The sequence below is a fragment of the Streptomyces odontomachi genome, from assembly GCF_024435355.1.
Lineage (GTDB): Bacteria > Actinomycetota > Actinomycetes > Streptomycetales > Streptomycetaceae > Streptomyces > Streptomyces odontomachi.
The window spans coordinates 38,455-60,757 of record NZ_JAMJWG010000025.1 but is presented as its reverse complement, the minus strand read 5'-3'; the positions used below and the strand labels follow the sequence as shown (position 1 = coordinate 60,757).

Annotated in this window: 17 protein-coding genes; 7 read left to right on the top strand and 10 right to left on the bottom strand. The window is 72.4% G+C overall.

What is annotated here, in order from left to right; genetic code table 11:
* Nucleotides 1-142: 142 nt before the first annotated feature.
* The 4 genes from NQO67_RS36330 to NQO67_RS36315 are packed head-to-tail and all read right to left on the bottom strand — an operon-like array spanning nucleotide 143 to nucleotide 4,714.
* A complete protein-coding gene (locus tag NQO67_RS36330; RefSeq protein ID WP_374119244.1) occupies nucleotides 143-1,066 on the bottom strand; it encodes a carbohydrate ABC transporter permease in 924 nt (307 codons plus the stop codon).
* Nucleotides 1,063-2,019, bottom strand: coding sequence for a carbohydrate ABC transporter permease (locus NQO67_RS36325; protein WP_255954777.1), 957 nt, complete (start codon nucleotides 2,017-2,019; stop codon nucleotides 1,063-1,065). The genes NQO67_RS36330 and NQO67_RS36325 overlap by 4 nt, the downstream gene beginning before the upstream one ends.
* Complete coding sequence (locus NQO67_RS36320) at nucleotides 2,019-3,350, bottom strand: ABC transporter substrate-binding protein (RefSeq protein ID WP_255954720.1); 1,332 nt, start codon at nucleotides 3,348-3,350, stop codon at nucleotides 2,019-2,021. The genes NQO67_RS36325 and NQO67_RS36320 overlap by 1 nt, the downstream gene beginning before the upstream one ends.
* 2 nt (nucleotides 3,351-3,352) lie before the next feature.
* Entirely contained in the window at nucleotides 3,353-4,714 is a 1,362-nt protein-coding gene (locus NQO67_RS36315) for a cellulase-like family protein (protein ID WP_255954719.1), read from the bottom strand.
* Nucleotides 4,715-5,041: 327 nt separating this feature from the next.
* Here NQO67_RS36315 and NQO67_RS36310 point away from each other — a divergent pair, with 327 nt between their 5' ends.
* From NQO67_RS36310 to NQO67_RS36295, 3 genes are all read left to right on the top strand, one after another.
* On the top strand, nucleotides 5,042-7,111 hold the full coding sequence (locus tag NQO67_RS36310; protein WP_255954718.1) for a glycoside hydrolase family 2 protein: 2,070 nt from the start codon (nucleotides 5,042-5,044) through the stop codon (nucleotides 7,109-7,111).
* A complete protein-coding gene (locus tag NQO67_RS44010) occupies nucleotides 7,098-9,662 on the top strand; it encodes a discoidin domain-containing protein (RefSeq protein WP_305126700.1) in 2,565 nt (854 codons plus the stop codon). Before NQO67_RS36310 ends, NQO67_RS44010 begins: the two co-directional genes overlap by 14 nt.
* A gap of 174 nt (nucleotides 9,663-9,836) precedes the next feature.
* Nucleotides 9,837-11,033, top strand: a complete 1,197-nt coding sequence (locus NQO67_RS36295; RefSeq protein ID WP_255954717.1) for an endonuclease/exonuclease/phosphatase family protein — start codon at nucleotides 9,837-9,839, stop codon at nucleotides 11,031-11,033.
* Between the two features lie 211 nt (nucleotides 11,034-11,244).
* Here the strand turns inward: NQO67_RS36295 and NQO67_RS36290 are convergent, their stop codons facing one another.
* The 5 genes from NQO67_RS36290 to NQO67_RS36270 all read right to left on the bottom strand — a co-directional run bounded on the left by NQO67_RS36290 (nucleotide 11,245) and on the right by NQO67_RS36270 (nucleotide 16,003).
* A complete protein-coding gene (locus NQO67_RS36290) occupies nucleotides 11,245-11,568 on the bottom strand; it encodes a Rieske (2Fe-2S) protein (protein ID WP_255954716.1) in 324 nt (107 codons plus the stop codon).
* Nucleotides 11,569-11,570: 2 nt separating this feature from the next.
* Entirely contained in the window at nucleotides 11,571-12,845 is a 1,275-nt protein-coding gene (locus tag NQO67_RS36285) for an NAD(P)/FAD-dependent oxidoreductase (RefSeq protein WP_255954715.1), read from the bottom strand.
* Nucleotides 12,846-12,847: 2 nt separating this feature from the next.
* Nucleotides 12,848-13,270: a Rieske (2Fe-2S) protein gene (locus NQO67_RS36280; RefSeq protein WP_255954714.1), complete on the bottom strand. Its 423-nt coding sequence runs from the start codon at nucleotides 13,268-13,270 to the stop codon at nucleotides 12,848-12,850.
* 175 nt (nucleotides 13,271-13,445) lie between these two features.
* Nucleotides 13,446-14,165, bottom strand: a complete 720-nt coding sequence (locus tag NQO67_RS36275; RefSeq protein ID WP_255954713.1) for an iron-containing redox enzyme family protein — start codon at nucleotides 14,163-14,165, stop codon at nucleotides 13,446-13,448.
* Between the two features lie 158 nt (nucleotides 14,166-14,323).
* A complete protein-coding gene (locus tag NQO67_RS36270) occupies nucleotides 14,324-16,003 on the bottom strand; it encodes a hypothetical protein (RefSeq protein WP_255954712.1) in 1,680 nt (559 codons plus the stop codon).
* A 300-nt stretch (nucleotides 16,004-16,303) separates the two neighbouring features.
* Here NQO67_RS36270 and NQO67_RS36265 point away from each other — a divergent pair, with 300 nt between their 5' ends.
* Together NQO67_RS36265 and NQO67_RS36260 are read left to right on the top strand one after the other, a co-directional pair.
* Nucleotides 16,304-16,873: a RidA family protein gene (locus NQO67_RS36265; RefSeq protein ID WP_255954711.1), complete on the top strand. Its 570-nt coding sequence runs from the start codon at nucleotides 16,304-16,306 to the stop codon at nucleotides 16,871-16,873.
* Complete coding sequence (locus tag NQO67_RS36260; RefSeq protein ID WP_255954710.1) at nucleotides 16,870-18,417, top strand: MFS transporter; 1,548 nt, start codon at nucleotides 16,870-16,872, stop codon at nucleotides 18,415-18,417. Before NQO67_RS36265 ends, NQO67_RS36260 begins: the two co-directional genes overlap by 4 nt.
* Here the strand turns inward: NQO67_RS36260 and NQO67_RS36255 are convergent.
* Nucleotides 18,368-20,104, bottom strand: a complete 1,737-nt coding sequence (locus NQO67_RS36255; RefSeq protein WP_255954709.1) for a helix-turn-helix domain-containing protein — start codon at nucleotides 20,102-20,104, stop codon at nucleotides 18,368-18,370. The two genes, NQO67_RS36260 and NQO67_RS36255, sit on opposite strands and share 50 nt — an antisense overlap.
* Nucleotides 20,105-20,315: 211 nt before the next feature.
* Between NQO67_RS36255 and NQO67_RS36250 the strand changes: the two genes are divergently transcribed.
* Together NQO67_RS36250 and NQO67_RS36245 are read left to right on the top strand one after the other, a co-directional pair.
* Entirely contained in the window at nucleotides 20,316-21,710 is a 1,395-nt protein-coding gene (locus tag NQO67_RS36250; protein ID WP_255954708.1) for an aldehyde dehydrogenase family protein, read from the top strand.
* On the top strand, nucleotides 21,710-22,159 hold the full coding sequence (locus tag NQO67_RS36245; protein ID WP_255954707.1) for a GlcG/HbpS family heme-binding protein: 450 nt from the start codon (nucleotides 21,710-21,712) through the stop codon (nucleotides 22,157-22,159). Before NQO67_RS36250 ends, NQO67_RS36245 begins: the two co-directional genes overlap by 1 nt.
* The last annotated feature ends 144 nt before the right edge of the window (nucleotides 22,160-22,303 follow it).

The window sequence follows — 22,303 nt, the reverse complement described above, 5'->3', positions numbered from 1 at the left end:
TACGGAAGCGCAAAGGTCGAGCACATTCCTTCGGAAGCCGGAAGCCGGAAGCCGGAAGCCGGAAGCGGGAAGCCGGAAGCGGGAAGGGGGGAAGGGGGAGCGGGCGGCTTCCGCCCCTCGCCGTTCACGAGGGGGGAGGAAGTCACTCCTTGACGCTGCCCTCGGTGAGCCCGGTGCGCCAGTACCGCTGGAGCACCAGCATCGCGATGACCAGGGGGATGACGGAGGCGAAGGCGCCGCCGATGGTGTACTGGATGAGTTCGGGGACCCGGTCGGCGGCGGTCTGCCAGGTGGCCAGGCCCAGGGTGATGGGGTACTTGCGCTGGTCGGAGAGCATCACCAGGGGCAGGAAGTAGTTGTTCCAGATGCCGACGAACTGGAAGAGGAAGACGGTGACCAGGGCCGGCGACATGATCCGCAGGACCAGGCCGAAGAAGATCCGCCCCTCGTGCGCCCCGTCGACCCGGGCAGCCTCCAGCAGGTTGTCCGGGACCGCCGACTCGGCGTAGATCCGGCACAGGTAGACCCCGAACGGGGAGCCGATGCTCGGTATCAGCACCGCCCAGTACGTGTTGACCAGGCCGAGCTGGCTGAACACCAGGTACAGCGGCAGCGCCAGCGCGGTCTGCGGCAGCAGCACGCCCGCCAGCACGATCCTGAAGATCGCCTCCCGGCCGCGGAAGCGGTACTTGGCCAGGGCGAAGCCGGCCGCGGCGGCCAGCAGGGTGGCCAGGGTCGCGCCGACCCCGGCGTACAGCGCCGAGTTGGCCACCCAGCGCAGGTAGATGTGGTCCTCGTAGGTGAAGACGTGCCGCAGGTTGTCCAGCAGCTGCGGGTGGTCGAACCAGAGGCCGAAGCTGCCGTTCAGCTTGTCCGTCGACTTGGTGGCGGCGATCAGCAGCCAGTACACCGGCAGCAGGAAGTAGCCCGCCGCGATCGCCAGCACGGCGACGAGCAGGATACGGCCGGGCCGCAGGGGATGGCGGCGCGGTGCGCCGTGCGCGGCGGCGGGGGGTGCCGGCGCCGGGGTCGGCACCGTGGCGGTGCCCGGGGTGGTGGCGCTCACCGCTCGCTCCTTTGCTTGCGGGTGACCAGGGTGAGGAAGCCGAACGACAGGGCGCTGGCGACGAGCGCGAGGAGCACGGCCTTGGCCGCCGCCGGGTAGACGTTGGCGTTGCTGAAGGCGTCGTTGTAGGCGCTGAGGTTCGGCGTGTAGTCGTTGATCACGGCGGGCGCGACCGGCTTGAGGATGAGCGGTTCGACGAACAGCTGCAAGGTGCCGATGATGGAGAACACGCAGGTCAGGATGAGCGCCGGTCGGACGAGCGGAAGCTTGACGCGGAGCGCCGTCTGCCAGGGCCCCGCCCCGTCGATCGTCGCGGCCTCCAGCAGCTCCTGCGGGATGGACTTCAGCTGGGCCACGATGATCAGCATGTTGTAGCCCGCGAACTCCCAGATGACGATGTTGGCGATGGACCACAGCAGGTCGTGGTAGCCCAGGAAGTCCGGTGCCGCGTCGCCGAGCAGATCCGTGATCGGGCTGATGCCCGGAATGTAGAGGAAGCCCCACAGCAGGGTGGCGATCACGCCCGGGATGCCGTACGGCAGGAAGTACGAGGCCCGCAGCAGCCCGGAGAACCGTGCGGGGACGTGCTCCAGCAGCAGCGCCAGCACCGTCGAGAGCAGCAGCATCACCGGTATCTGCACGATGCCGAAGAGCAGCACCCGCCCGAAGGACTCGATGAACCCGACCTGCTGGAGGGCGAACGCGTAGTTGTCCAGGCCCGCGAAGCCGACCCTGGCCGGGCCCAGGCCCATCGGGCCGCTGCGGTCGACCTTCAGCAGGCTCTGGTAGATCGCGTAGCCGATCGGCAGCACGAACGTGAACGCGAAGACGGCGAGGAACGGTGCGAGGAAGGACCAGGCGGCCCGGTCGGGGCGGGCGGAGCGGCGGGCGCCCGCACCCGTACCCGCCCGCCCACCGGCGCCGGACCCGGTGGCCTCGGGGGAACCGGGCATCATGCGGCCCTCGCTTTCAGGCCCTTGGCCTTCAGGTCGTCCACCATCCGTGGCTGGGAGTCGCGTAGCGCGCCGACGAGGGTGGAGCGCTCGGCGATCGCCTGGCCGAAGGCGTCCGAGACATGCGCGATGGACTGGGTGTTGGTGGGCGACCACTGCCAGGAGGTGTCGACCCGGCGGTCGGAGCGTGCGAAGACCTCGTTGTAGACCTGGCCGCCGAAGAACGGGTCCGGCTTGCCCAGCTTCGTCGTGTGGAAGTCGACACGGGCGCCCGGCCAGCCGTAGCCCGCGGCGATGAGCATGTCGATGCTGGTCGGATCGGTGTTCAGCCAGTGCGCGAACTGCATGGCCTCGACCGGGTGCCGGCTGCCCTGGAGGACGGCGACCGAGGAGCCGCCCCAGTTGCTGGAGGTCTGCCGGCCGGCCTCCCACTGCGGCATGTCCGCCACCCGCCACCTGCCCTTCAGGCTGGGTGTGTTGACCCGTAGCAGGGCGTCGCACCACTGCGCGCCCACCCAGCTGAGGATCTTGCTGCGCTGTACCGCGTTGAACCAGGCGCTGTTGGAGTCCGCCATCACCGTGACCAGGTCGTCGCGGATCATGCCGTCCCAGAAGTCGGCGACCTCCAGGGACTCCCGGCTGGTGACGTCCACGATCCAGGTGTCGCTCGGGTAGTCGGCGCGGATCCAGTGCGCACCGCGCTGCCAGGCGAAGGAGGCGAACCAGCCGGCGTTCGCGGGCGGGAAGGAGCAGATCCGGGCGCCACCGCCGCGCTTTCTGATCGTGATCGCGGCCCGCCGGAACTCGTCCCAGGTGGCGGGCACCGCAAGGTCGAGACGGTCGAAGACGTCCTTGCGGTAGAAGTAGCCCATCGGGCCCGATGCCTGCGGCAGCGCGTACACCTTCCCGCCGAAGACGCACTGCTTCCACTGCCAGTCCACGTATGCGCTCTTCAGCTTGTCCGCGCCGTACCGGCTCAGCTCCGTCAGGCCGTTGACCAGCATGAACTCCGGCAGGATGCCGTACTCGACATGGGCTATGTCCGGGGCGTTGCCGGCCTGGAGTGCGGCATGCATCTTCTGGTAGCCGCCGGACGTGCTGGCGGGCACGATCTGGAGCTCCACCTGGATGTCCGGGTGGGCCTTGTTCCAGACGTCGACGACGTTCTGAATGGGTATCCAGGTCCAGAAGACCAGCTTGACCCGCTGACCGGGGCCGCGCCGGGTCTGGGCGCTCATCCGGACGGCACCGGGGGACTCCGCGCAGCCGGTGAGGGCGGCCGGCGCTGCGGACGCGGCGCCCCATGCCAGGACCGTTCTTCGCTTGGGCATGTTCACCTCCGTACCTCTCCTTGTCGGTCATGAACTTCGGCGCCCGCAGCCGCCCCCGTGATGCGGGCGTTCACCCGGCGCATCCAGGCCGCGTCGGTGCGCCACGTCGGGTGGTGCGGCGCCGCGTTGGAGGTCAGGACGGTGCCGTGGAAGCCGGCCGCCAGGCAGCGGTCGACGACGTACTCGGCGAGGTCCTTGCCGACCGGGTCCTCCTCGAAACGCGCCAGCCGTGGCGTGTAGCCCAGCACGCCCTCGCCGAGCACCGCGGGCACTCCGCGGCGGCGGGCGAGGCCGGCCACGGCGTCGATCCACAGGTCCAGCGTCTGGCGCATCGCCGCACGGTGCGGCAGGTAGTGCTCGTACAGCCACAGGTCCCAGCGGTCGGGGTCCACCCAGTCGTGGACGTAGAACAGCTCGCGCGGGATGCCGGTCGCGGCCAGCTGCCAGGCGTCGTCGGGCCGGTGGTCGGCGAAGGCGGGGGCGTCGGGGCGCAGCATGGCCGCCAGCTCCGGAGTCGGCCACGCCGCCGCGTCCGGTGCCGGTTCGCTGCCGTGACCGAGCCCGACGGCCCGGTACAGCGCGCCCAGCACCCCGTACACGTAGAAGTGGAAGTGCGCCACCTGCGCCTGTTCCGGCAGGTCGGCGAGGTCCAGGGGGTCGGTCTCCGCGATGGAGTAGCTGGCGGGGATGTGCGGATGGCGGGTGCGCAGCAGGTCCAGGGCGCGGGACAGCGGGCCGTGCAGCCGTGCGTAACGGCTCTCGCCTTCGGCGCGTGGCGTCGACGGGTCCGCCGGGACCAGCGCGCAGTTGTCCACCTCGTTGTGCACCTCCACGTAGGCCACCCGGTCGGCGAGGCCGTGCGCGGTGAGGTGGTCCAGGAGCGCGGCGAGCGCAGCGGCCATCGCCTCGGCGCGTTCCGGGCCCGGCACGGTGGCCAGCGCGCGGTGCCAGCCGTCGGTGTCGGCGAAGCACGGGGACTGCTGGTACTCCCAGGAAGACACGATCACCCGGCAGTCGTGCCGGGCCGCGGCCTCGAAGAGGTCGGTGAGCCGGCGCAGGCCGTCGAGCCGGTAGCCGCCGCGCACGTCGTACCAGCGGGTGCGCTGCCCGAAGTCCGCGCCCAGACCGCGGATGTGCACCGCGTCCGGGTCCGGGACGCGCCCGGAGAACAGCAGGAACGGCATGGCGCAGATCCGGACGGTGTTGAAGCCGCGTTCCACGGCCTCGGCGAAGGCCCGGTCGAGGTCTTCGAAGGGTTCGCCGGGCCCGGCCCTGGTGTACCAGCTGAAGTCCCACAGCGAGATGGCGAGTCGGTCGCCGAAAGGGCCGCTGGCCTGGTCGGCGGTCGGGTGGTGCGCGCTCATGTGTCACCTGCCGGGTCGTCACGAAAGGGCATGAGAAGGGGCAAAGCCGAGGGTGCAACCGAGGGCGTAGCAAGGGCCTGACGGGGTGTACGAGAATTACTTTATTACTAATACTTCTTGACAGGGCCCTCTCATGCCCGAATGCTCATGGCGCAAAACACATGCTTCTTCAGGCCCCCCTCGGTGCTCCCTCGGTGCTCCCTCAGCGCTCCTCCGTGCTCCCTCCAAGCCGCTCCCTCCAAGCCGCTCCCTTCACGCCGCTCTCTACGCCACTCTCTTCACGCCCCTCCGCCCACCCGGTCGTCGTGTCGTCCTCGGGGAGGATGTATGGCACTCCGTGAAAACCCCAGCTCAGGTGCGGGTCTGACGCGCCGTCGTGCCCTGGTGGCCACCCTGGCCACGGGAGCGATCGCCCTGCCGGTCCGGCCGCAGGCAGCCCGGGCCGCCGACCGGGCGCCCGATGCCGCCCCGGACGCGCCGGTCCTGGACACGCACCCCGCCACCGAGCCGTCCGGCACCACGGTGCGCCGGGTCGGCGGGATCGGCGTGGTGTTCCAGTACGGCGCCGTGCTGCCCGCCTTCGACGGATGGCGCACCCGCGAACCCACCCGGGACTACCTGGCGCTGGACGGCCGGTGGCGGTTCCGCTTCGACCCGGACGGCACCGGACTCGCGGCCGGCTGGCAGACCCCGGACCACGACGACCACGCCTGGGACCCGATCGCCGTGCCCGGCACGTGGGACCTGCTCGACACCCCCGGCTTCGGGTCACTGGACGGTGAACGGTTCGGCGCGGGCACGGCGTTCACCGACGGATACGCCTGGTACCGCACCCGGGTCCGGCTGCCGGCGTCCTGGCGCGGCCGCCATGTGCGGATGAACTGCCTCGCGGTCGGCTACAGCGCCGAGATCTGGCTGGACGGTGTCCACCTCGGCAAGCACGAGGGCGCCAACTCGCCCTTCTCGCTGCCGGTGCCGCCCGAGGTGGCCACCGGCCCCCGGACGATCGCCGTCCGGGTCTTCCGCCGGGCCGGTTACGTCGACTACACCGCCGTCCCGCCACAGCCGGTCAGCGACGACCACGAGATCCCGTACAAGCCCGTCGACTACTGGCCGTACGCCGGCATCACCCGCTCGGCATGGCTGGAGGCGGTGCCCGAAGTCACCCTCGCCAAGCTGCTGCTGACCACCGCCGACGGCACGCTCACGGCCCACGCGGTGCTGGAGAACCGCACCGCGGCCGACTTCGCGGGGCGGCTGACGGTGGCGCCGGGCCGGGGCAGCGGGGCGGCGGCGGGCACCGTGGAAGCGGCGGTGCCGGCCGGGTCGGCCGCAGTGGTCGCGGTGCGGATCCCGGTACCGCACGCGCCGCGCTGGCAGCCGTCCGACCCGCGGCTGCTGACCGCACGCGCCACTCTGACCGGCGCCGGCGGCCAGCGGGTCGACACGCTCTCCGGCGGCTACGGGGTGCGCGAGGTGTCCGTGGTCGGCTCCGAACTGCGGCTGAACGGCGTGCCGCTCTTCCTGAAGGGCATCAACTGGCACGAGGAGACCGCGGCGCACGGTCGCGCCATGACGCCGCACGAGTACGACGCCGAACTGGCCCCCGCCCTCGACCTCGGCGTCACCCTGCTCCGCAACTGCGTCTACAACCGCCACCCGTACGCCTACGACTGGGCCGACCGGCACGGCGTGACGATGCTGGACGACATCGACACGATGTGGCTCAACACGGCCCAGCAACGGCTCCAGACCGAGCAGTACGGGCTCGCCCGCGCCCTCGCCCTGACCATGGCCTGGACCCAGCACAACCATCCCTCGGTGATCCTGTGGGGACTCCAGAACGAGTCCGAGATCGACCCCGGCGGCGCCCCGGTCTACCGTGCCTGGCTCGCCGACCTCAAGGCGGCGATCCGCTCCGTCGACCTGGCCGCCCGGCCGGTGACCTGGGCGTCCTCCAGCAGCAACGACCCGGCCTTCGACCTCGCCGACGTGATCGGGTTCAACGAGTACTTCGGCTACTTCTACGGCGCCGACGCGGACCTCGGCACCACCTTGGACGCGGTGCACGCGAAGTACCCGGACCGGCCGATCCTGATCACGGAGAACGGCACCTGGTCGATCGCGGGCACGCACGGCCCGGACACCACCGAGGGCACCGAGGAGTGGCAGGCCGCGTCGCTGCGGGCGCACTGGTCGCAGGTGAGCGAGCGCGCCGCGTTCGTGGCCGGCTACACCTACTGGCTGCTCAAGGACTACAAGCAGCGCGCCGGTTACAACCAGGAGTACAACGGCGTCTCCGTGATGGGCCTGACGAGCTTCGCCACCCGCCGGCCCAAGCTCGCGTACGACGCCTTCCGGCAGGCCGCACCGGGAGCACGACATGAGAAGGGCTGAGAACGACATGACACGGCGCCGTCGCACACCCCGGATCCCCTCCGTACTCGTGATGCTCGCGGCGCTCGCGGCCGGTCTGCTCGGCGGTCCCCCGCTCGCCGGCCCCGCGGTCGCCGGTCCCGCGCTCGCCGGTCCCGCGCTCGCCGGTCCCGCCGAGGCCGGCGCCGGTGCCGGCGCGGGTGCTGCGGCCGACCCCGTCCGCATCCCGGTCGACGGCGCCGGTCCCGGCCGGGTCTTCGACGGGGTGGGCGCGATCAGCTCCAGCTCCTCGAAACTGCTGTACGACTACCCCGAGCCGCAGCGCAGCCGCATCCTGGACGCGTTGTTCCTGCCGCACCACGGGGCCTCGCTCCAGGTGCTCAAGGTCGAGATCGGCGGTGACACCAACTCCACCGTGACCTCCGAGCCGAGTCACGAGCGCACCCGGGGCGCCGTCGACTGCGACCGCGGCATCGAGTGGTGGCTCATGCAGGAGGCCCACCGGCGCAATCCCGCGATCCGGTTCGCGGGACTGATGTGGGGCGCGCCGGGCTGGTTCGAGGGCGGACTGTGGTCGCACGACCAGGTCGGCTACACCGTCGACTGGCTGGACTGCGCGGCCCGGCACGGCCTGGACATCGGGTACGTGGGCGGGGTCAACGAGTCGTACACCCCGCCGCCGTCCGCCGCGTTCTTCAAGGACCTGCGCAGGGCGCTCGCCACCGCCCACCCGGAGACGAAGATCGTCGCCACCGACGAGCACGTACCGCCGGACTACTTCGCAGCGGCCACCCAGATGAAGGCCGATCCGGACTACGCCGCAGCCGTGGACGTACTGGGCGAGCACGACGTGTGCGTCTGGCGCTCGCTCTACCAGCACTGCCACGCCAACCAGGACGCCCTGGACAGCGGCAAACCGCTGTGGAACAGCGAGCAGAGCACCCAGACCGCGCACGACGGCGCAGGACCGCTGGCGCGCGCCATGAACCGCGACTACCTGGACGCCCGGATCACCGGCAACCTCAACTGGGCCCTGGTGGGCGGCTTCTACGGCGACACGGCGACCGGCGGCACCGGCCTGCTGCTCACCGAATGGCCCTGGTCGGGCCGTGTCACCCGGTCGGCCAGCGTCTGGGTCGACGCGCAGACCACCCAGTTCACCGCACCGGGCTGGCGCTACCTGGACCAGGCCAGCGGATACCTGCCCGACGGCGGCAGCTACGTCACGTTGCACGACCCCGCGACCGGTGACTACACGATCGTGGTCGAGACCCTGGACGCGACCGCCACCGACACCGCGCGCTTCGACGTCTCCGGTGGGCTCTCCGACGCCACGCTGCACCAGTGGTCCACCGACCTCACGTCGGACGACGACGCCGACTGGTTCGTGCGCGGCGCCGACGTCCGCCCCCACGACCGCGCCTTCACGGCCACGTTCCGACCAGGCCGCGTCTACACCCTCAGCACCACCCGCGGCCAGCACAAGGGAGAGCTGCGCACGCCCCCGGGCGTCGACGCCGACTCCCGTCTCCCGCTCCCGTTCCGGCAGGACTTCGAGCACCTCGACCGGACCCGGATGGCGCCGTACTTCCTGGACCAGCAGGGCGCGTTCGAGGCCGCGCCGTGCCGTGCCGGGCGCCCCGGCACCTGCTACCGCCAGGTGATCACCACCCCGCCGCTGAAGTGGCACGCCGGCGGCAAGCAGCCGACCAGCGTGGTCGGCGACCCCCTGTGGTGGGGCGACTACGAGGTGGCCGCCGACGCTCTGCTCGAACAGCCCGGTGCCGTCGAAGTGGTGGGCCGGATCGAGAACTACGACGCCGTGTCCACCTCCGGCTACCACTTCCGGATCGACGACAGCGGCGCGTGGAGCGTCTACACGGAGGACAGCACCGGCAAGGACACCACCCTCGCGTCCGGCCAGGACGCCGCGTTCGGCGTCGACCGGTGGCACCGGCTGGCGCTGTCCTTCCACGGGGACGCGATCGTGCCCTCGGTCGACGGCCGGGCGCTCGGCACGATCCACGACAGCACCCACAGCTCCGGCCAGGCGGGCATCGCCGTCCCCTCCTACCAGCACGCCGAGTTCGACGACGTCACCGTCACGGCCACCGCGCCACAGCCCCGTCTCGTGCCCCGCCAGGAGATCACCGCCACCGCCAGCAGCGAGCACGCGGGCGTCTACCAGCACCACCGGTACCTGGCGGCGTACGCGGTCGACGGCGTCGTGGAGAACCAGTGGAAGAGCGACTTCGACCCGAAGGCCGCCCTGCCGCAGTCCCTCACGCTGGACCTGCACCGCACCCGCACGATCGAAGGGCTGCTGTACAAGCCGCCGTTCACCGCGGGCGGCGCCCCCGACGCCATCACCGGATACACCCTGTCGGTGAGCCGGGACGGCACGCACTTCACCGACGTCGCCTCCGGCGTCTGGCCGTCCACCACGGCCACGAAGACGGTGCGGCTACCGAGCCCGCAGGACGTCCGGTACGTGCGGCTCACGGCGGCGTCCAGCACGTCGGGCAGCGCGGCGGCGAGTGAGGTCGGGGTGCTGGTGCCGGCACCGAAGTGACGCGCCCCGACGCGATCGACGCACCGGTGCGCAGGCCCGACACCGTTACGTCGAGGCGCTCTTGACCGCGCGCGTGCCGGCGCGACACACTGCCGCGCCGGCCCGCGGAGCCGGTGCCGCGCCGACCCGTCGCGCGGGCACGCGGAGTTCGATGCACGGCGAGGGGAGACGTCGGTGACCGATGAACGAGGCTCGAACGGACTGGCGGCGGTGCTGAGCCGCGCCACTGCCCTGCTGGCGGTGCTCGCGCTGGCCGCGCTCGGACTGGTGGCCACGCCGCTGGCCACCCCCGCCGGCGCGGTCACGGCGACCTCGTTGAAGGTCCTGGACTGGAACGTCCAGGGCGGCCAGGGCACGGACGGCGTCATCGACTTCGACCGCATCATCTCGGTGATCAAGCAGGAGAACCCGGACGTCATCACCCTCCAGGAACTGCACGACAACAGCAACATCGGCGGGGACAACCAGTGGCAGCTGCTGCTCGACGCGTTCCCCGGCTACTACGCCCACTACGCCCGCAGTGACGACAACGCCTACGGCGGCTCGGCCGGCAACCTGATCGTCAGCAAGTACCCGATCCTGGAGAAGCTGACGTACCTGCTGCCGCAGTACCCCGCCGACACCACCGCGGTCCGCCGCAGCCTGGGCGGCGCCCGGATCAACGTGGGCGGCACCGACGTGCGCATCTACACCACCCACCTCTCACCGGGGCTCGGCACGGAGGCGACCGAGCGGCGCAACCGGCAGGCGCAGGCCGTCATCGACAAGATGCCCGCCGACCTGATGGCCACCCCGATGCTGCTCACCGGCGACTTCAACGTCCGGCCCGACGACGAGATCCGCCCCTGGTTCGCCGCGGCCGGCTGGCTCGACGCCTGGACGCAGGTGAACGCCAACACCGGCCCGGACTCCCAGACCCACCCCGGCGACGGCGACGACGCCCGCATCGACTACACGTACGCCACGCCCGCGTTCGACGTCACCAGCGCCCACACCGTCCAGACCAGCGCCTCCGACCACCTGCCGGTGGTCACCCAGCTGACGGTCCACTCCACCGCCGTCGACACCGCGGGCGTCGCGCTCGCGGGCACCGCGTCGCGTGCCGGCGCGGCCCACGTCACCGGCTACACGGACGGCAGCGTGGCGCTGCGGGTCTGCGACGACCTCGCGGACGGTTGGGGAGTACGCGGTTATGTCTCGACGACGTCGGGCGGGACGGCCGTGCTGACCGGGGCGGATGGCGCGTACGCGGACAAGTGCGGGACGTTCCGGGCGGCTGCCGGGACGGCTACCGCGCCGTATGTGCGGGTGTGCCTGTATCAGGGGACCACGGAGAAGGACTGCGCTACGGCGCACGCGACGCGCCCCTGAGGGGCGCCGAAGGCGCTTGATGAGGGGCGCGGGGAACTGCGCGACCGGCCACGACGCGACCTTGCAGGTCGCCACCGGCCTAAAGGGGCTGATTCCGTCGTGTCCGGACCTCCCCCACTCTCGACTTCGCTCGAGCGGGAGGTACCCCCATGCCGGTGGCCGGTTGCTCGCGCAGTTCCCCGCGCCCCTATGGGGCGCCGTCGCCGGCGCGTTACGGCGCTTCCGGGGCCTCGAAGCCCACGAAGATCTCGCCGGCCACCTCACGCGCCGGGTACACCCGGATCGGCTTCACCGCCGGAGGCGACAGCGGCTCACCCGTCGCGTAGTCGAAGACGCTGCCGTGGCAGGAGCAGAGCAGGCCGTCCTCGGTGACCTTGCCGGAGGAGAGCAGGCAGGCGAGGTGGCTGCAGTAGTTGGTGCTGATGTGCACCTCGCCCTCGAAGCGTGAGACGGCCAGCTCCAGGTCGTCCAGGAAGAAGCGCCGCACGACGCCCTCGGGGACCTGTCCTGAGCGTGCCAGGCGGTGGAACTCCATGGTCAGTTGCCTCCCACCGGCACGGCGCCCGCGTCGGCGTCGGCGTCTGCGCCGGTCTCGTCGAGGAGTTCCGCCAGCTCCACGTCCTCGTCGGCGAGCAGCCGTGGATCGGGCGCCGCGCCCCGGGCGAGCAGCTCCTTGACGGCGAAGACGTCGCCGCCGCGTTCGACCGCGAAGGCCGCGGTGAGGACGTCACCGTCCAGGTAGAAGGCGATGAAGTCGCGCTCGTCGAGGGAACCGCGCACCACGAGCCGGTCCCAGCGGGCCGCGTGGCCGCAGTGCTGGAGGTTGAGGCCGAACTGGTCGGACCAGAACCAGTGCGGCTCGTCGTGGACGGCGCTCCGGCCCAGGATGTTCTTCGCGACGACCATGCCCTGCTTGGTGGCGTTGTCGAAGTGCTCGACGCGGATCCTGCGATCGTGCCGGGGATGGTGCTGGTTGGCCACGTCGCCGGCCGCGTAGACCGCGGGGTGGCTGGTGCGGCAGCCCTCGTCGACCAGGACGCCGTCGGACACGGCGAGCCCCGACCGCCGGGCGACGTCGGTGTTCGGCACGGCGCCGACCGCGACCACCACGGCGTCGCCCTCGACGCGCAGCCCGGCTTCGGTGGTGACGACCACGCCGTCCGCGCTCTCGTGCACCGCGCTGACGGTCTGCCCGGTGTGCAGCTCGACACCGCTCGCACGGTGCAGGCGGGCGCAGAAGCCGCCCATCTCGCTGCCCAGCACCTGCCCGAGCGGCACCTCGGCCTGCTCCAGGACGACCGGGTGCACCCCGGCGGCGAGCGCGGTGGACGCCACCTCGGACCCGACGAAGCCGGCGCCCACGATCACCACCCGGCCACCGGGGCGCAGCAGCGCGCGCAGCCGCAGCGCGTCGTCCAGGCCCCGCAGGTGGACGACCCGCTCGCCGTCCACGCCGGGGAGCCGGCGGGCCCGCGCACCGGTCGCGAGCAGGAAGCGGTCGCCCGGGACACGGGTACCGTCGGCGAGTTCCAGTGCGCCTTCCGAGGTGTCGATACGGTGGGCCGCGGCGCCCAGACGGAGCTCGACGCCGTGGTCGGCGCACCATTGCTCGCTGAGCACGCAGACGTCCGCAGGCTGCTGCTCGCCGGCCAGCAACTCCTTGCTGAGCGGGGGCCGCTGGTAGGGCGCGTGGGGCTCGTCGCCGACGAGGACGATGCGCCCGTCGAAGCCCCGGCGGCGCAAGGTACGGGCCGCGACGGCCGCGGTCTGGCCCGCGCCGACGGCGACCACGGTCTGGGGGATGTCCTGCATGGTCACTCCTGAACGGGCTGAACGGGCTGAACGTGTTGGACGTGTTGGACGGGTTGGACGGCGGTCTGGGGAGCCCTTGACGGCACGGGCTGCGCGGCCGCGGTGGCGGCCGGGGCGGCGGGCTCGGTCCGTACCCAGATCCGGCCGTCCGCGACGCGCACCGGGAACCCCGGCTGGCACTCCGGGCGGTCGTCGGCCTGCCCGGTGCGCAGGTCGAAGGCCCACTGGTGGCCGGGGCAGATCACCCGGCCGTTCAGCAGCGTGCCGCGGGACAGCGGCCGGCCCTTGTGGACGCAGGAGTCCTGGAAGGCGAACACCTCGCCGTCGTCCAGGAACAGCGCGATGCTCGTGGCGCCCGCGGTCACCAGTTTCTTCTTGCGCCGGGCCAGGTCCGCGAGATCGGCCACGTGCACCCAGTCGGACATGTACTCCTCCGGTCCTTCGCACCGGCTGCGGCGCCGGCTCGTTCGGGGCTGGGTCGCCCGGTGACGGGACGGCGGCGGACCGGCCGGGACACCCGCGACCGGCCGGTCCGCCGCCGTGCACGCACCGTTCCAGGGCTGTCGTCGACGGGCCGTTCAGGGACCCGTCGACGAGGCCCTAGGCGGCGAGCGTCTCCAGGTCGGGGCGTACGTAGTGGTCGTAGAGCGCCTGCGTGTAGGCGAAGCGCATCTCCGCGCCCCAGCGGACGAACTGGAGGCAACGCTGCTGGAGCTGCGGGGTGTCGGCGTGGTCGAGCACGATCTGGTAGCCGCGCTCGCCGTGCACCACGTCCGAGGTGATGTGCAGCTCGAAGAACTCGATCTCGTCCTCGCTGAACCCGTAGGTCTCCCGCAGCGGGACGATCTGCTTCTTGTAGATGCTGGGCACCTGCGACTCGAGGCCGACGACCAGGGCGGCGGTCGCCACCACGAAGTGCTCCCGCATGGCGACGGCGTAGCACCAGGACTGGAGGCCGCGGGTGACCGCGTTCATGTTCGAGGGGTCCTCGATCCGCTCCCGGGTGGTGCCGCAGGCCTCCGCGAACCGGATGAGGAGGTCGGTGTGCCGGATGTCGGCCAGCTCCTCCTCGTACATGTTCTGGAGCGTGAAGTCCTTGGCGCCGGTGAATTCGTCCGGCGTGTTCCCGTAGATATAGCCGAGATAGTCGGCGAACGGGCCGACGTAGTGGTAGTGGTTCTCCGCCCAGCGGGCGAAGTGCTCGCGCTTGAGCCGACCTTCCGCCCATGCCAGGCTGAACGAGGCGTTCTTGGCCTCGCGGCCTTTTATGGCCTCCTCCAGAGCGGTACGGAATTCTTCCCGTGACAGGAGCTCTGCCATCTCCGGCCGTCCTTCCATGACGTGAATTCCCGGTGCTGTGGTTCAAAAGTAGGTCGCGGCGCCGATTGATTGGATGGCGGTTGTGCACAGCGTGCCGGGACATCTCTGTGCACAGTGCCGTGCGGGTGCCGTGCCGGCGCCGTGCGGGACGGGCGTGCTCAGAACAGCAGGGTGGACAGCGCGGCCGAGGCGGCCAGGCCCGCCAGCACGGGCAGGAAGCAGAACCGCACCACCTCCTGCACCGGGACCCGGGCGACACCCGCCACGGCGAGCAGCGAGGACCAGGCGATGAGCACGCCCCCGCCGGACCAGATGGTGCCCATCTGCCCGACCGCGGCGAGCGTCGCCGGGTCGACGTGCGCGCCGGGACCCAGCGCACCGGCGAGCGAGCCGGTCAGCGGCAGCCCGGCGAAGCCGGAGCCCTCCAGGCCGGTGACCATGCCGATGAGCAGGATGGCGAACGCCATGAAGAAGCCGTTGTCCGGGATGACGTGCTCGACCTTGGTCACCAGGTCGAACAGGAACGCCGGCGGAGTGCCGTGGGATCCGGCGATGGTCCGCACGAAGTCCGGGTTGCCGAGGAAGAAGAAGCCGGCGATCGGCACCACGACACCCATGGCCTTGAACGCGAACACCAGCCCGTCCACGACGTGCTCCGCCGCGGTGGTGAGGCCGTGCGCGCCGTCCCGGCTCAGGGCGGCGGCGAACAGCAGCAGCATGGCGACGCCGCCCACCAGTCCCGCCGTGTCGTCGCTCGGCACCTCGGGCACCGCGTCGGTGAACTTGCCCAGCAGCATGTAGACGACGATGCCGGCGAACGCGACCGGTACGAGCAGCGCGAACGCCTGGGAGCGGCGCACCGGCTCGCCTCCGGCGCGTGGCACCGCCGTGCCGCCGGACACCCCGCCGGACGCCCGGCCCGCCGCCGCCCCGGCCTCCTGCTGCTCGTCGTCCGCGCCGCCCGGCGGCGGGCCGAGCAGGGTGGCGGTCGGCGGTGCGCCGTCTCCGGCGGACGCCGCGGCTGCCGTGCCGGCTGGCGTACCGGACGTCGTACCGGTGGCCGCCGCCTCGCCGGCGGCGGCCTTGCGTGCGGTGGACCTGATGATCCGGCGGGACCCGCCTGAGCCGGCCATCGCCACCTCGTCAGCGCCCTCCACGGCGACGCTCGACGCGAGCCAGCGCTCCTCGTTGTCGTCGCTGAGGGGTACGAACGTGCGGCGGCCCTTGAGGTACACCAGGCCCAGCGCGACGATGCCGGTGATCAACGAGAGCACCATGGCCCGGTCGGCGACCGCTGCCGTGCTGGTCCCGGCGGCCTTGGCGGAGAGCCCCGGCGCGACCTGGATCACGTAGTCGCTGGAGAGCGCCATGCCCTGGCCGGCGATGGCGATCACGGCGGCGGAGCTGAGCGGGGGCAGCCCGGCGCGGATCGCCGCGGGCAGCAGGATCGCGCCGATCAGCGGAACGGCGGGCGTCGGCCAGAAGAACGCGCTGATGCAGTAGGTGACCACGGCGATGGTGAAGAAGGCGCTGGTGCCGTTGCGCATCAGCCCCCGGAACGGCCGGACCATCCGGTGCTCGGCGCCGAGCGCGCGCAGCGCACCGAGCAGCGCCGTGATGAGGGCGATGATGAGGAAGATGCTGAAGAGTTGTGAGGCGGCGGTGAGGCTGGCCGAGAAGATGGCGGTCAAGCCCTTGATCAGGCTTCCGCTGTAGACCCAGGCGGTGACGAAGGTGGCGAGCACGGCCGGGACGACGACGTTCTTCCGTCCGACCATCACGCCGATGATGACAACCACACCTGCCAGGTACGTCCAGTGCGCAGCAGTGAGTTCCACGTCCGCACTCCCTACCCGGCCCCCGGGGTGGCCCCAGGGGCCGACGTCAAGTTGATTGTCCGGCATGCTGACGAGCCGCGCTGCCACGCCACAGAGGAACAGTGCACATTGTGCGGGAGTCTAATTGTGCAGAGTGCGCCCTCGTGATTCCCCGGGTTTCCGTCGCATTTCCCTCCCATTTCCGCGCACACGCTGCGGAGTTGCGGCGCCTGTGAATTGTGCGGGACGCCCATGCATCCGCGTCCTTTCAGGTCATCGTGCACATGGTTCACGGCTGAACTCGACCTGGATACTGGACGCATGGAGTCGAGTACGGATATGCGGGGGAGCACGGACGGGGAAGTCGGGCCCGGTGGCGCGGCGACGGGGCGGGGCGGTCCGGCGGCGGGACGTGCCGCGCCGCGGCCCCAGGGCGCCTACACCGCCGCCGTCGTCGACGGCCCGCTGGCCTTCACCGCGGGCATGACGCCACGCGTCGACGGCACGCTGGTGGCACGCGGCCGGGTCGGCGCCGAGCTCGATCTGCCGGCCGCACGGGAGGCCGCCGGCCTCGCCGCCCGCAACGCCGTCGCGGCTCTCGTCGCCGCCCTCGGCGACCCGGGCCGGCTGCGCCGTTTCCTGCGTATGACGGTGTACGTGGCGTGCACCGACGACTTCCACGACCTGTCCGCCGTGGCCGACGGGGCGTCGCAGGGGCTGGTGGCGGCCTACGGCGACCTGGTGACGGGGGACGGCGCCGGACCGCCGGACCCGGATCCGCGTGCCCCTGGCGTCCCGCTGCCGGTGCGTTCCGCGATCGGGGTGCGCACCCTGCCGCAGAACGCGCCCGTCGAGGTCGAACTCACCGCCGCCGTGCGGGCCGAGCCGTGAGCGGCGCCGCCCGCAGCGCCGGCTGGGCCCTGTTGCCGCTGCTCACCGCCACCGTCACCACCACGATGGCCAACACCGTGGTCAACGTGCCCATGACCGCGATCCTCGGCGAGCTGGGCGCCCCGCTCAGCCGTGGCGTGCTGGTCGCCACCGCCTTCACGGTGACCCTGGCGGCCCTCATGCCGCTGTCCGGCTGGATCGGCGACCGGCTGGGCCGGCGCCGGGTGCTGTGCGGGGCGATGGTGTGCATGATCGTCGGCTCGGTGGGGGCGGCCACCGCGCACGGCCTCGGGCAGCTGGTCGCGTTCCGGATGCTCCAGGGGCTCGCGGCGGCGCCCGTGACACCCGTCGTGATGGTGCTGGTGGTCCAGGTGCTGGGCCCGCAGCGGCGCGGCCGGGCGATGTCGTTGTGGGCGGCGGCCAACGGCGCCGGGCAGGCGCTCGGGCCCACCACGGGCGGGTTGCTCGCCGCCGCCCTCGGCTGGCGTGCGGTGTTCTGGCAGATCGTGCCGCTCAGCCTGCTGGTGCTGGCCGGCAGCCGGCTGCTGCCCGCGGACCGGACGAGCGGCCGTGCGACGGATGGCGCGACGGACCGGACGACGGGGCGGACGCCGGGGCAGGCGGTGGACCCGGCGAGGGGCCTGCCCCGCCTCGACTGGCGTGGCGCGCTGCTGCTCACCGTCGGGGCCGCGTTGCTGATGGCGGCGACCTCCGCGGTGCCCACGCTCGGCGTCGGCTCGCCCGCCGTGTGGGTCGGGGCGGCGCTCGGCGTGGCAGGTCTTGTGGCGTTCGTGGCGGTCGAGCGCGGCAGGGCCGATGCGTTCCTGCACCCGCGGCAGCTGGTCGAGGTCCGCTATGTGCGCTCGTCGTTCGGGGTGTTCGCGCAGATGTTCGTGCTGGGGGCCACGCTGCTGGCGGTGCCGGTGTACCTGGTGCGCACCCACGGGATGTCCACCGGCGGCACCGGGCTCGCCATGCTGGCGCTGCCGCTCACCATGGCCGTACTGGCGCCCGTCGCAGGGCGGACGACGGAGCGGTTCGGCGGCCGGACGGTGATGCGCTGCGGGCTGCTGGCGCTGCTCAGCGGAACGGGCCTGCTGGCGGCCATGACCGGAGTGCGGGGAGGTCTGCCGCCACTCGTCGGCGCGCTGCTGTTGACCGGTGTGGGGATCGCCTTCGTGCAGACCCCGGCCGCGACCGGTGCGTCCCGCTCGACCGCCGGCCGCACCGGTGCCGGCCTCGGCGTCTTCAACCTGATCCGGTTCTGCGCGATGGCGCTCGGATCCGCGTGCGTGGCGCTGCTCGGCACCCGCCCGGAGCAGCTGGTGGTGGTGTTCACCGTGTGTGCCGCGGTGGCGCTCGCCTCGTACGCGTTCACCTATGTGGGCACCGACCCCGTCGACCCGCCGCCGGCCGGGCACGACCACGCGCGCCCGGCGGCGCGCCGGGGGGCGGCTCCGGGGCGCGGCGGGCTCGCGACCCGGGCGACGGGCCTCAGGCCGGCGGGGTCAGTTCCGAGCGGAGCACCTGGAGGGAGTCGTTGAGCGTCTGGATGCGGTGCGCCAGCCACACCGTGAACTGGGTCTCCGCGGAGCGCACGTCCATCTGGAGGGCGCGGGAGGCGCGTTCCAGCTTGTAGAGCATGGTGTTGCGGTGCAGCTGGAGGCGGCGCGCCGCGGCGTTCAGGTTGCCCGACTCCGCGATGTACGCGAGGACGACCTGTTCCAGGTTGCCGGTCTGCCCGTCGGCCCGGCGCAAGGGCCCCAGCACCTCGGCCGCGAACGCCTGCGCCTGCGCCCCGGCCGCCGCCTCCTCGATGGCGGCGAAGACCCGCAGCTCGTCGTATCCGCACACCTCCGGCACCTGCACCCGGCGGGACAGCTCCAACGCGATCCGCGCCTCCCGGAAGCTGGCCGCGACGCCCGCCGCACCGTCCGCGGCCCGCCCGTGCGCCACCTGCACGTCCGTACCGGTGCGCTCCGAGAGCACCCGGAACACCGCCCGCCCCAGCCGCCGCAGCTCGCCCTTCTCGGCCGGCGCGGCCAGCTGCGCACCGGCACCAGCGTCACCGGCCGCCACCTCCCGTACGAGCACCAGCAACTGGCCGACGTAACCGGCGATGGTGAACCCCTTGCCGGCCACGCCACGCGCCGCCATCACCGCGCGCTGCACCTGCTGCGCCCGCGCCGGACCGAGCGGGGGCAGGGCGGCCACGAAGACCGCGTGCCGCGCCCCGCAGTCGAACCGGTGGTGCCGGGAGCGGGCCTGGAGCGCGTGCGCGTCGCTGAACCGCCCGTGCACGAGGGTGTCGAGAAAGTCGTCGCGCGAGCGTTCCTCGGCCTCGGTGACCGAGCGCTGCCGCAGGATCTCCGACGCCACCAGCGGCGCCCCCTGCTCGACGATCACCCGGTGCTGCGCCAGGTCATGGGGGTCGGGCGGCAGCGCGGACTCGATCACCGCGACGCTGCCGTAGGCGTCGCCGGCGACGCTCACCGGTGTGCTGACGACATGCACCCGGCCGCCCCAGGGGGCCACCACCACGGCGTCCTGGGCGGTGGGGTGGTGGCGGCCTTCCGCGGGCCGGCCGTCCTGCTGCCCGTGCAGCACCCTCGCCAGTTCCCGCCACTGCTGGTCCGTCGCGCCGCGGTCCCGCTCGGCCCGGGCGAGCGGCTCGCCGTCCTGGTCGAGGATGAGCACGGTCGCCCCGGACAGCGTGGACATGGCCTGGGCGAGCGCCGGCAGGCCGGCACCGGAGGCGAACACCTCGCCGAGCGTGCGGTGCACCCGCACGCTGTACTCCAGCACATGGGCGGTGCCCGCGATGGCCTTGACCGCCACCAGCCGCCCGATGACGTGGTAGTCGGCCTCCGGCGCCAGGCGCACCAGCGGCAGCCGCGCGCTGTCCGCCGCCCGCATCACCGGGCCGAGGTCGACGTCGGCACCGCCCTGCGTCCGGGCGAACAGCACGGCGGCGCCGCGCCGGGCGAGCGACGTCAGCAGCGTCTTCGGGTCGCCGGCCGCGGCGACCTCGGCCGCGGCCGCGTACACCGCGATACCCGCCAGGTCCTCCTCGTCCGGGGCCTGCCCGACCGGCGTCGGCGCTATCTCGGACAGCGGCAGGCACCAACTCACCCGCCTCCGCAGGCCGGCCTTGCCGCCCAGCAGCCGCCCACGCAGCACCGGCTCGCCCAGCAGCGTCTCGACCGTCACATCGGAACCGTCTTGTGCCATCTGCCTACATCCTCCCGCGGCGAAGGTGCGGTTTGTACGAAGCCGCTGGGGCCGGGCGCCCCAAAGCTGGGTGGGGAGGACGAGCAAACCGGTCAGCGTGTGGCAGACGGCGCCGGCGCCCGATCGATCGGACCAGGAGGCCCATCTTGTCGAGAAAACGACTTGTGCGCCAGAGGGCGACAACCAGCGGCCAGCGGACGGTGGTGGTGTCATGAGGTCCACCAATCCGGCCGCCCCGTCCGAGGTGGTCACGGAACTGCCTGCCACCACCCCGCGACAGGCCGCGGAAGCGGTGCGCGCGGCGGACGCCGCCTGGGTCGACTGGGCGGCTGCCACCGCGGGCGAGCGGGCCCGTGCACTGCACGGCGCCGCCCAGGAACTGGCCGCCGACGCCGCGGATCTCGCGCTGCTGATCTGCCGGGAGGAGGGCAAGACGCTCGGCTCGGCGCGGGGGGAGGTCGCCAAGACCGTCGAGCAGTTCCGGCTCGCGGCGCAGCTCGCCTTCCTCGTCGAGGGCAGCACGTATCCCCGCGAGTCCGCGGGCGCCGCGTCCTGGACGCTGCGGGTGCCACTCGGTGTCGTCGTGGCGGTCACCCCGTGGAACTTCCCGATCTCGCTGGCCGCCCGCAAGATCGCCCCGGCGCTGGCCGCGGGCAACACCGTCGTGTTCAAGCCATCACCGGTCACCCCGGCGGTCGGTGACCGGCTGGCCGCCGCCTGCCATCGCGGCGGGATCCCGCCGGAGGTACTGCACGTCGTGCAGGGCGACGACCCCGAGGCGATGCAGGCCCTGGTGGGGGCGCCCGAGGTGCGCGCCGTGTCGTTCACCGGCTCGGACGCGGTGGGTGCCGCGCTGCGCCGCACCGCGGCGCCCGGCGCCCGGTTGCAGCTCGAACTGGGCGGCCACAACGCGGTCCTGGTCTGCGCGGACGCCGATCTGCCGCGGGCCGCCAGGGAGGTGGCCGGCGGCGCCTTCGGGCTCACCGGCCAGGTCTGCACGGCCACCGACCGGGTCTTCGTCGCACGGCACGTCCTGGACGAGTTCACCGCCCTCCTCGGCGAGCAGGCGGCCAAGCTCACCGCCGGCCGCGGCGACGACCCGGGTGCCGACGTCGGCCCGGCCGCGACCGCCGCCCAACGGGACCGGCTCACCGCCCTGCTGGACTCCGCAACGGCGGCCGGCGCCACCGTCGCAGGCCAGGCCGCGCTCGCGCCCGACACCGACCCCGACGGGCACTGGGTGCTGCCCACGGTCCTCACCGGAGTGCCCGCCGACCACCCGATCAACACCCGGGAGATCTTCGGCCCGCTGCTCTCCGTGCTGCCCGTCGACGACACCGACCAGGCCGTCACCGCCATCAACTCCGCGACGAACCGCCTGGTCACCGCGGTACACACCACCAGCCTCGGCACCGCAGGACGCTTCATGCACCGGGCACGCTGCGGCATCGTCAAGGTCAACGAGCGCACCACGGGCAACGGCGTCGCGCCGCCCTTCGGAGGCTGGGGCGCCGCCAGTTCCGGAGCCTTCCCCGAGGGCGGCCGCGGCGCGCTGGACTTCGTCACCGACACCAAGACCGTCTACTGCGACTACCAGGAGAGCTGATGTACTCCGTCTTCCGTCTGACCCTGGAGGATGCCCTGGTCATGCTGGAGGCCGCCGAAGCGGAGGCCGCCCGGATCGGCGTCAAGCAGACCATCTGCATCGCCGACGACGGGGCCCACCCGATCGCGCTGCACCGCATGACCGGCGCCCGCCTCACCGGCGTCGAGATCGCCATCGCCAAGGCGTTCACGGCCGCCGGCCACCAGCGCGCCACCCACCTCTTCAACGAGACACCGAACGGGCCGGCCCTCCCCGGCAACGAGGCGTTCGGCATCCAGCACATGCACCCGGGCCGCTTCGCCGCCTTCGTCGGCGGTTTCCCCATCGTCCACGAGGGCGAGGTGATCGGCGCGGTCGGCGTCAGCGGCGGCAACGGTGCGCAGGACAAGGCGGTGGGGGCGGCGGCGCTGGCGGCGTTCGAGGCGAAGGTGGCGGAGCGGTCCGCCTGACCGGTTTCCCGGCAGGCGGGGCCCGCTTGCGCGGTGCGGTGCGCCGTGTGCCGCGGGTGCTTTCATTACCGGGCCTGCGGCCCGGGCCCCGGTCGATGGTGCCCCTTCGGGTGGTGGTGATCTGGCGGTTTCGTTGGGGTTTGT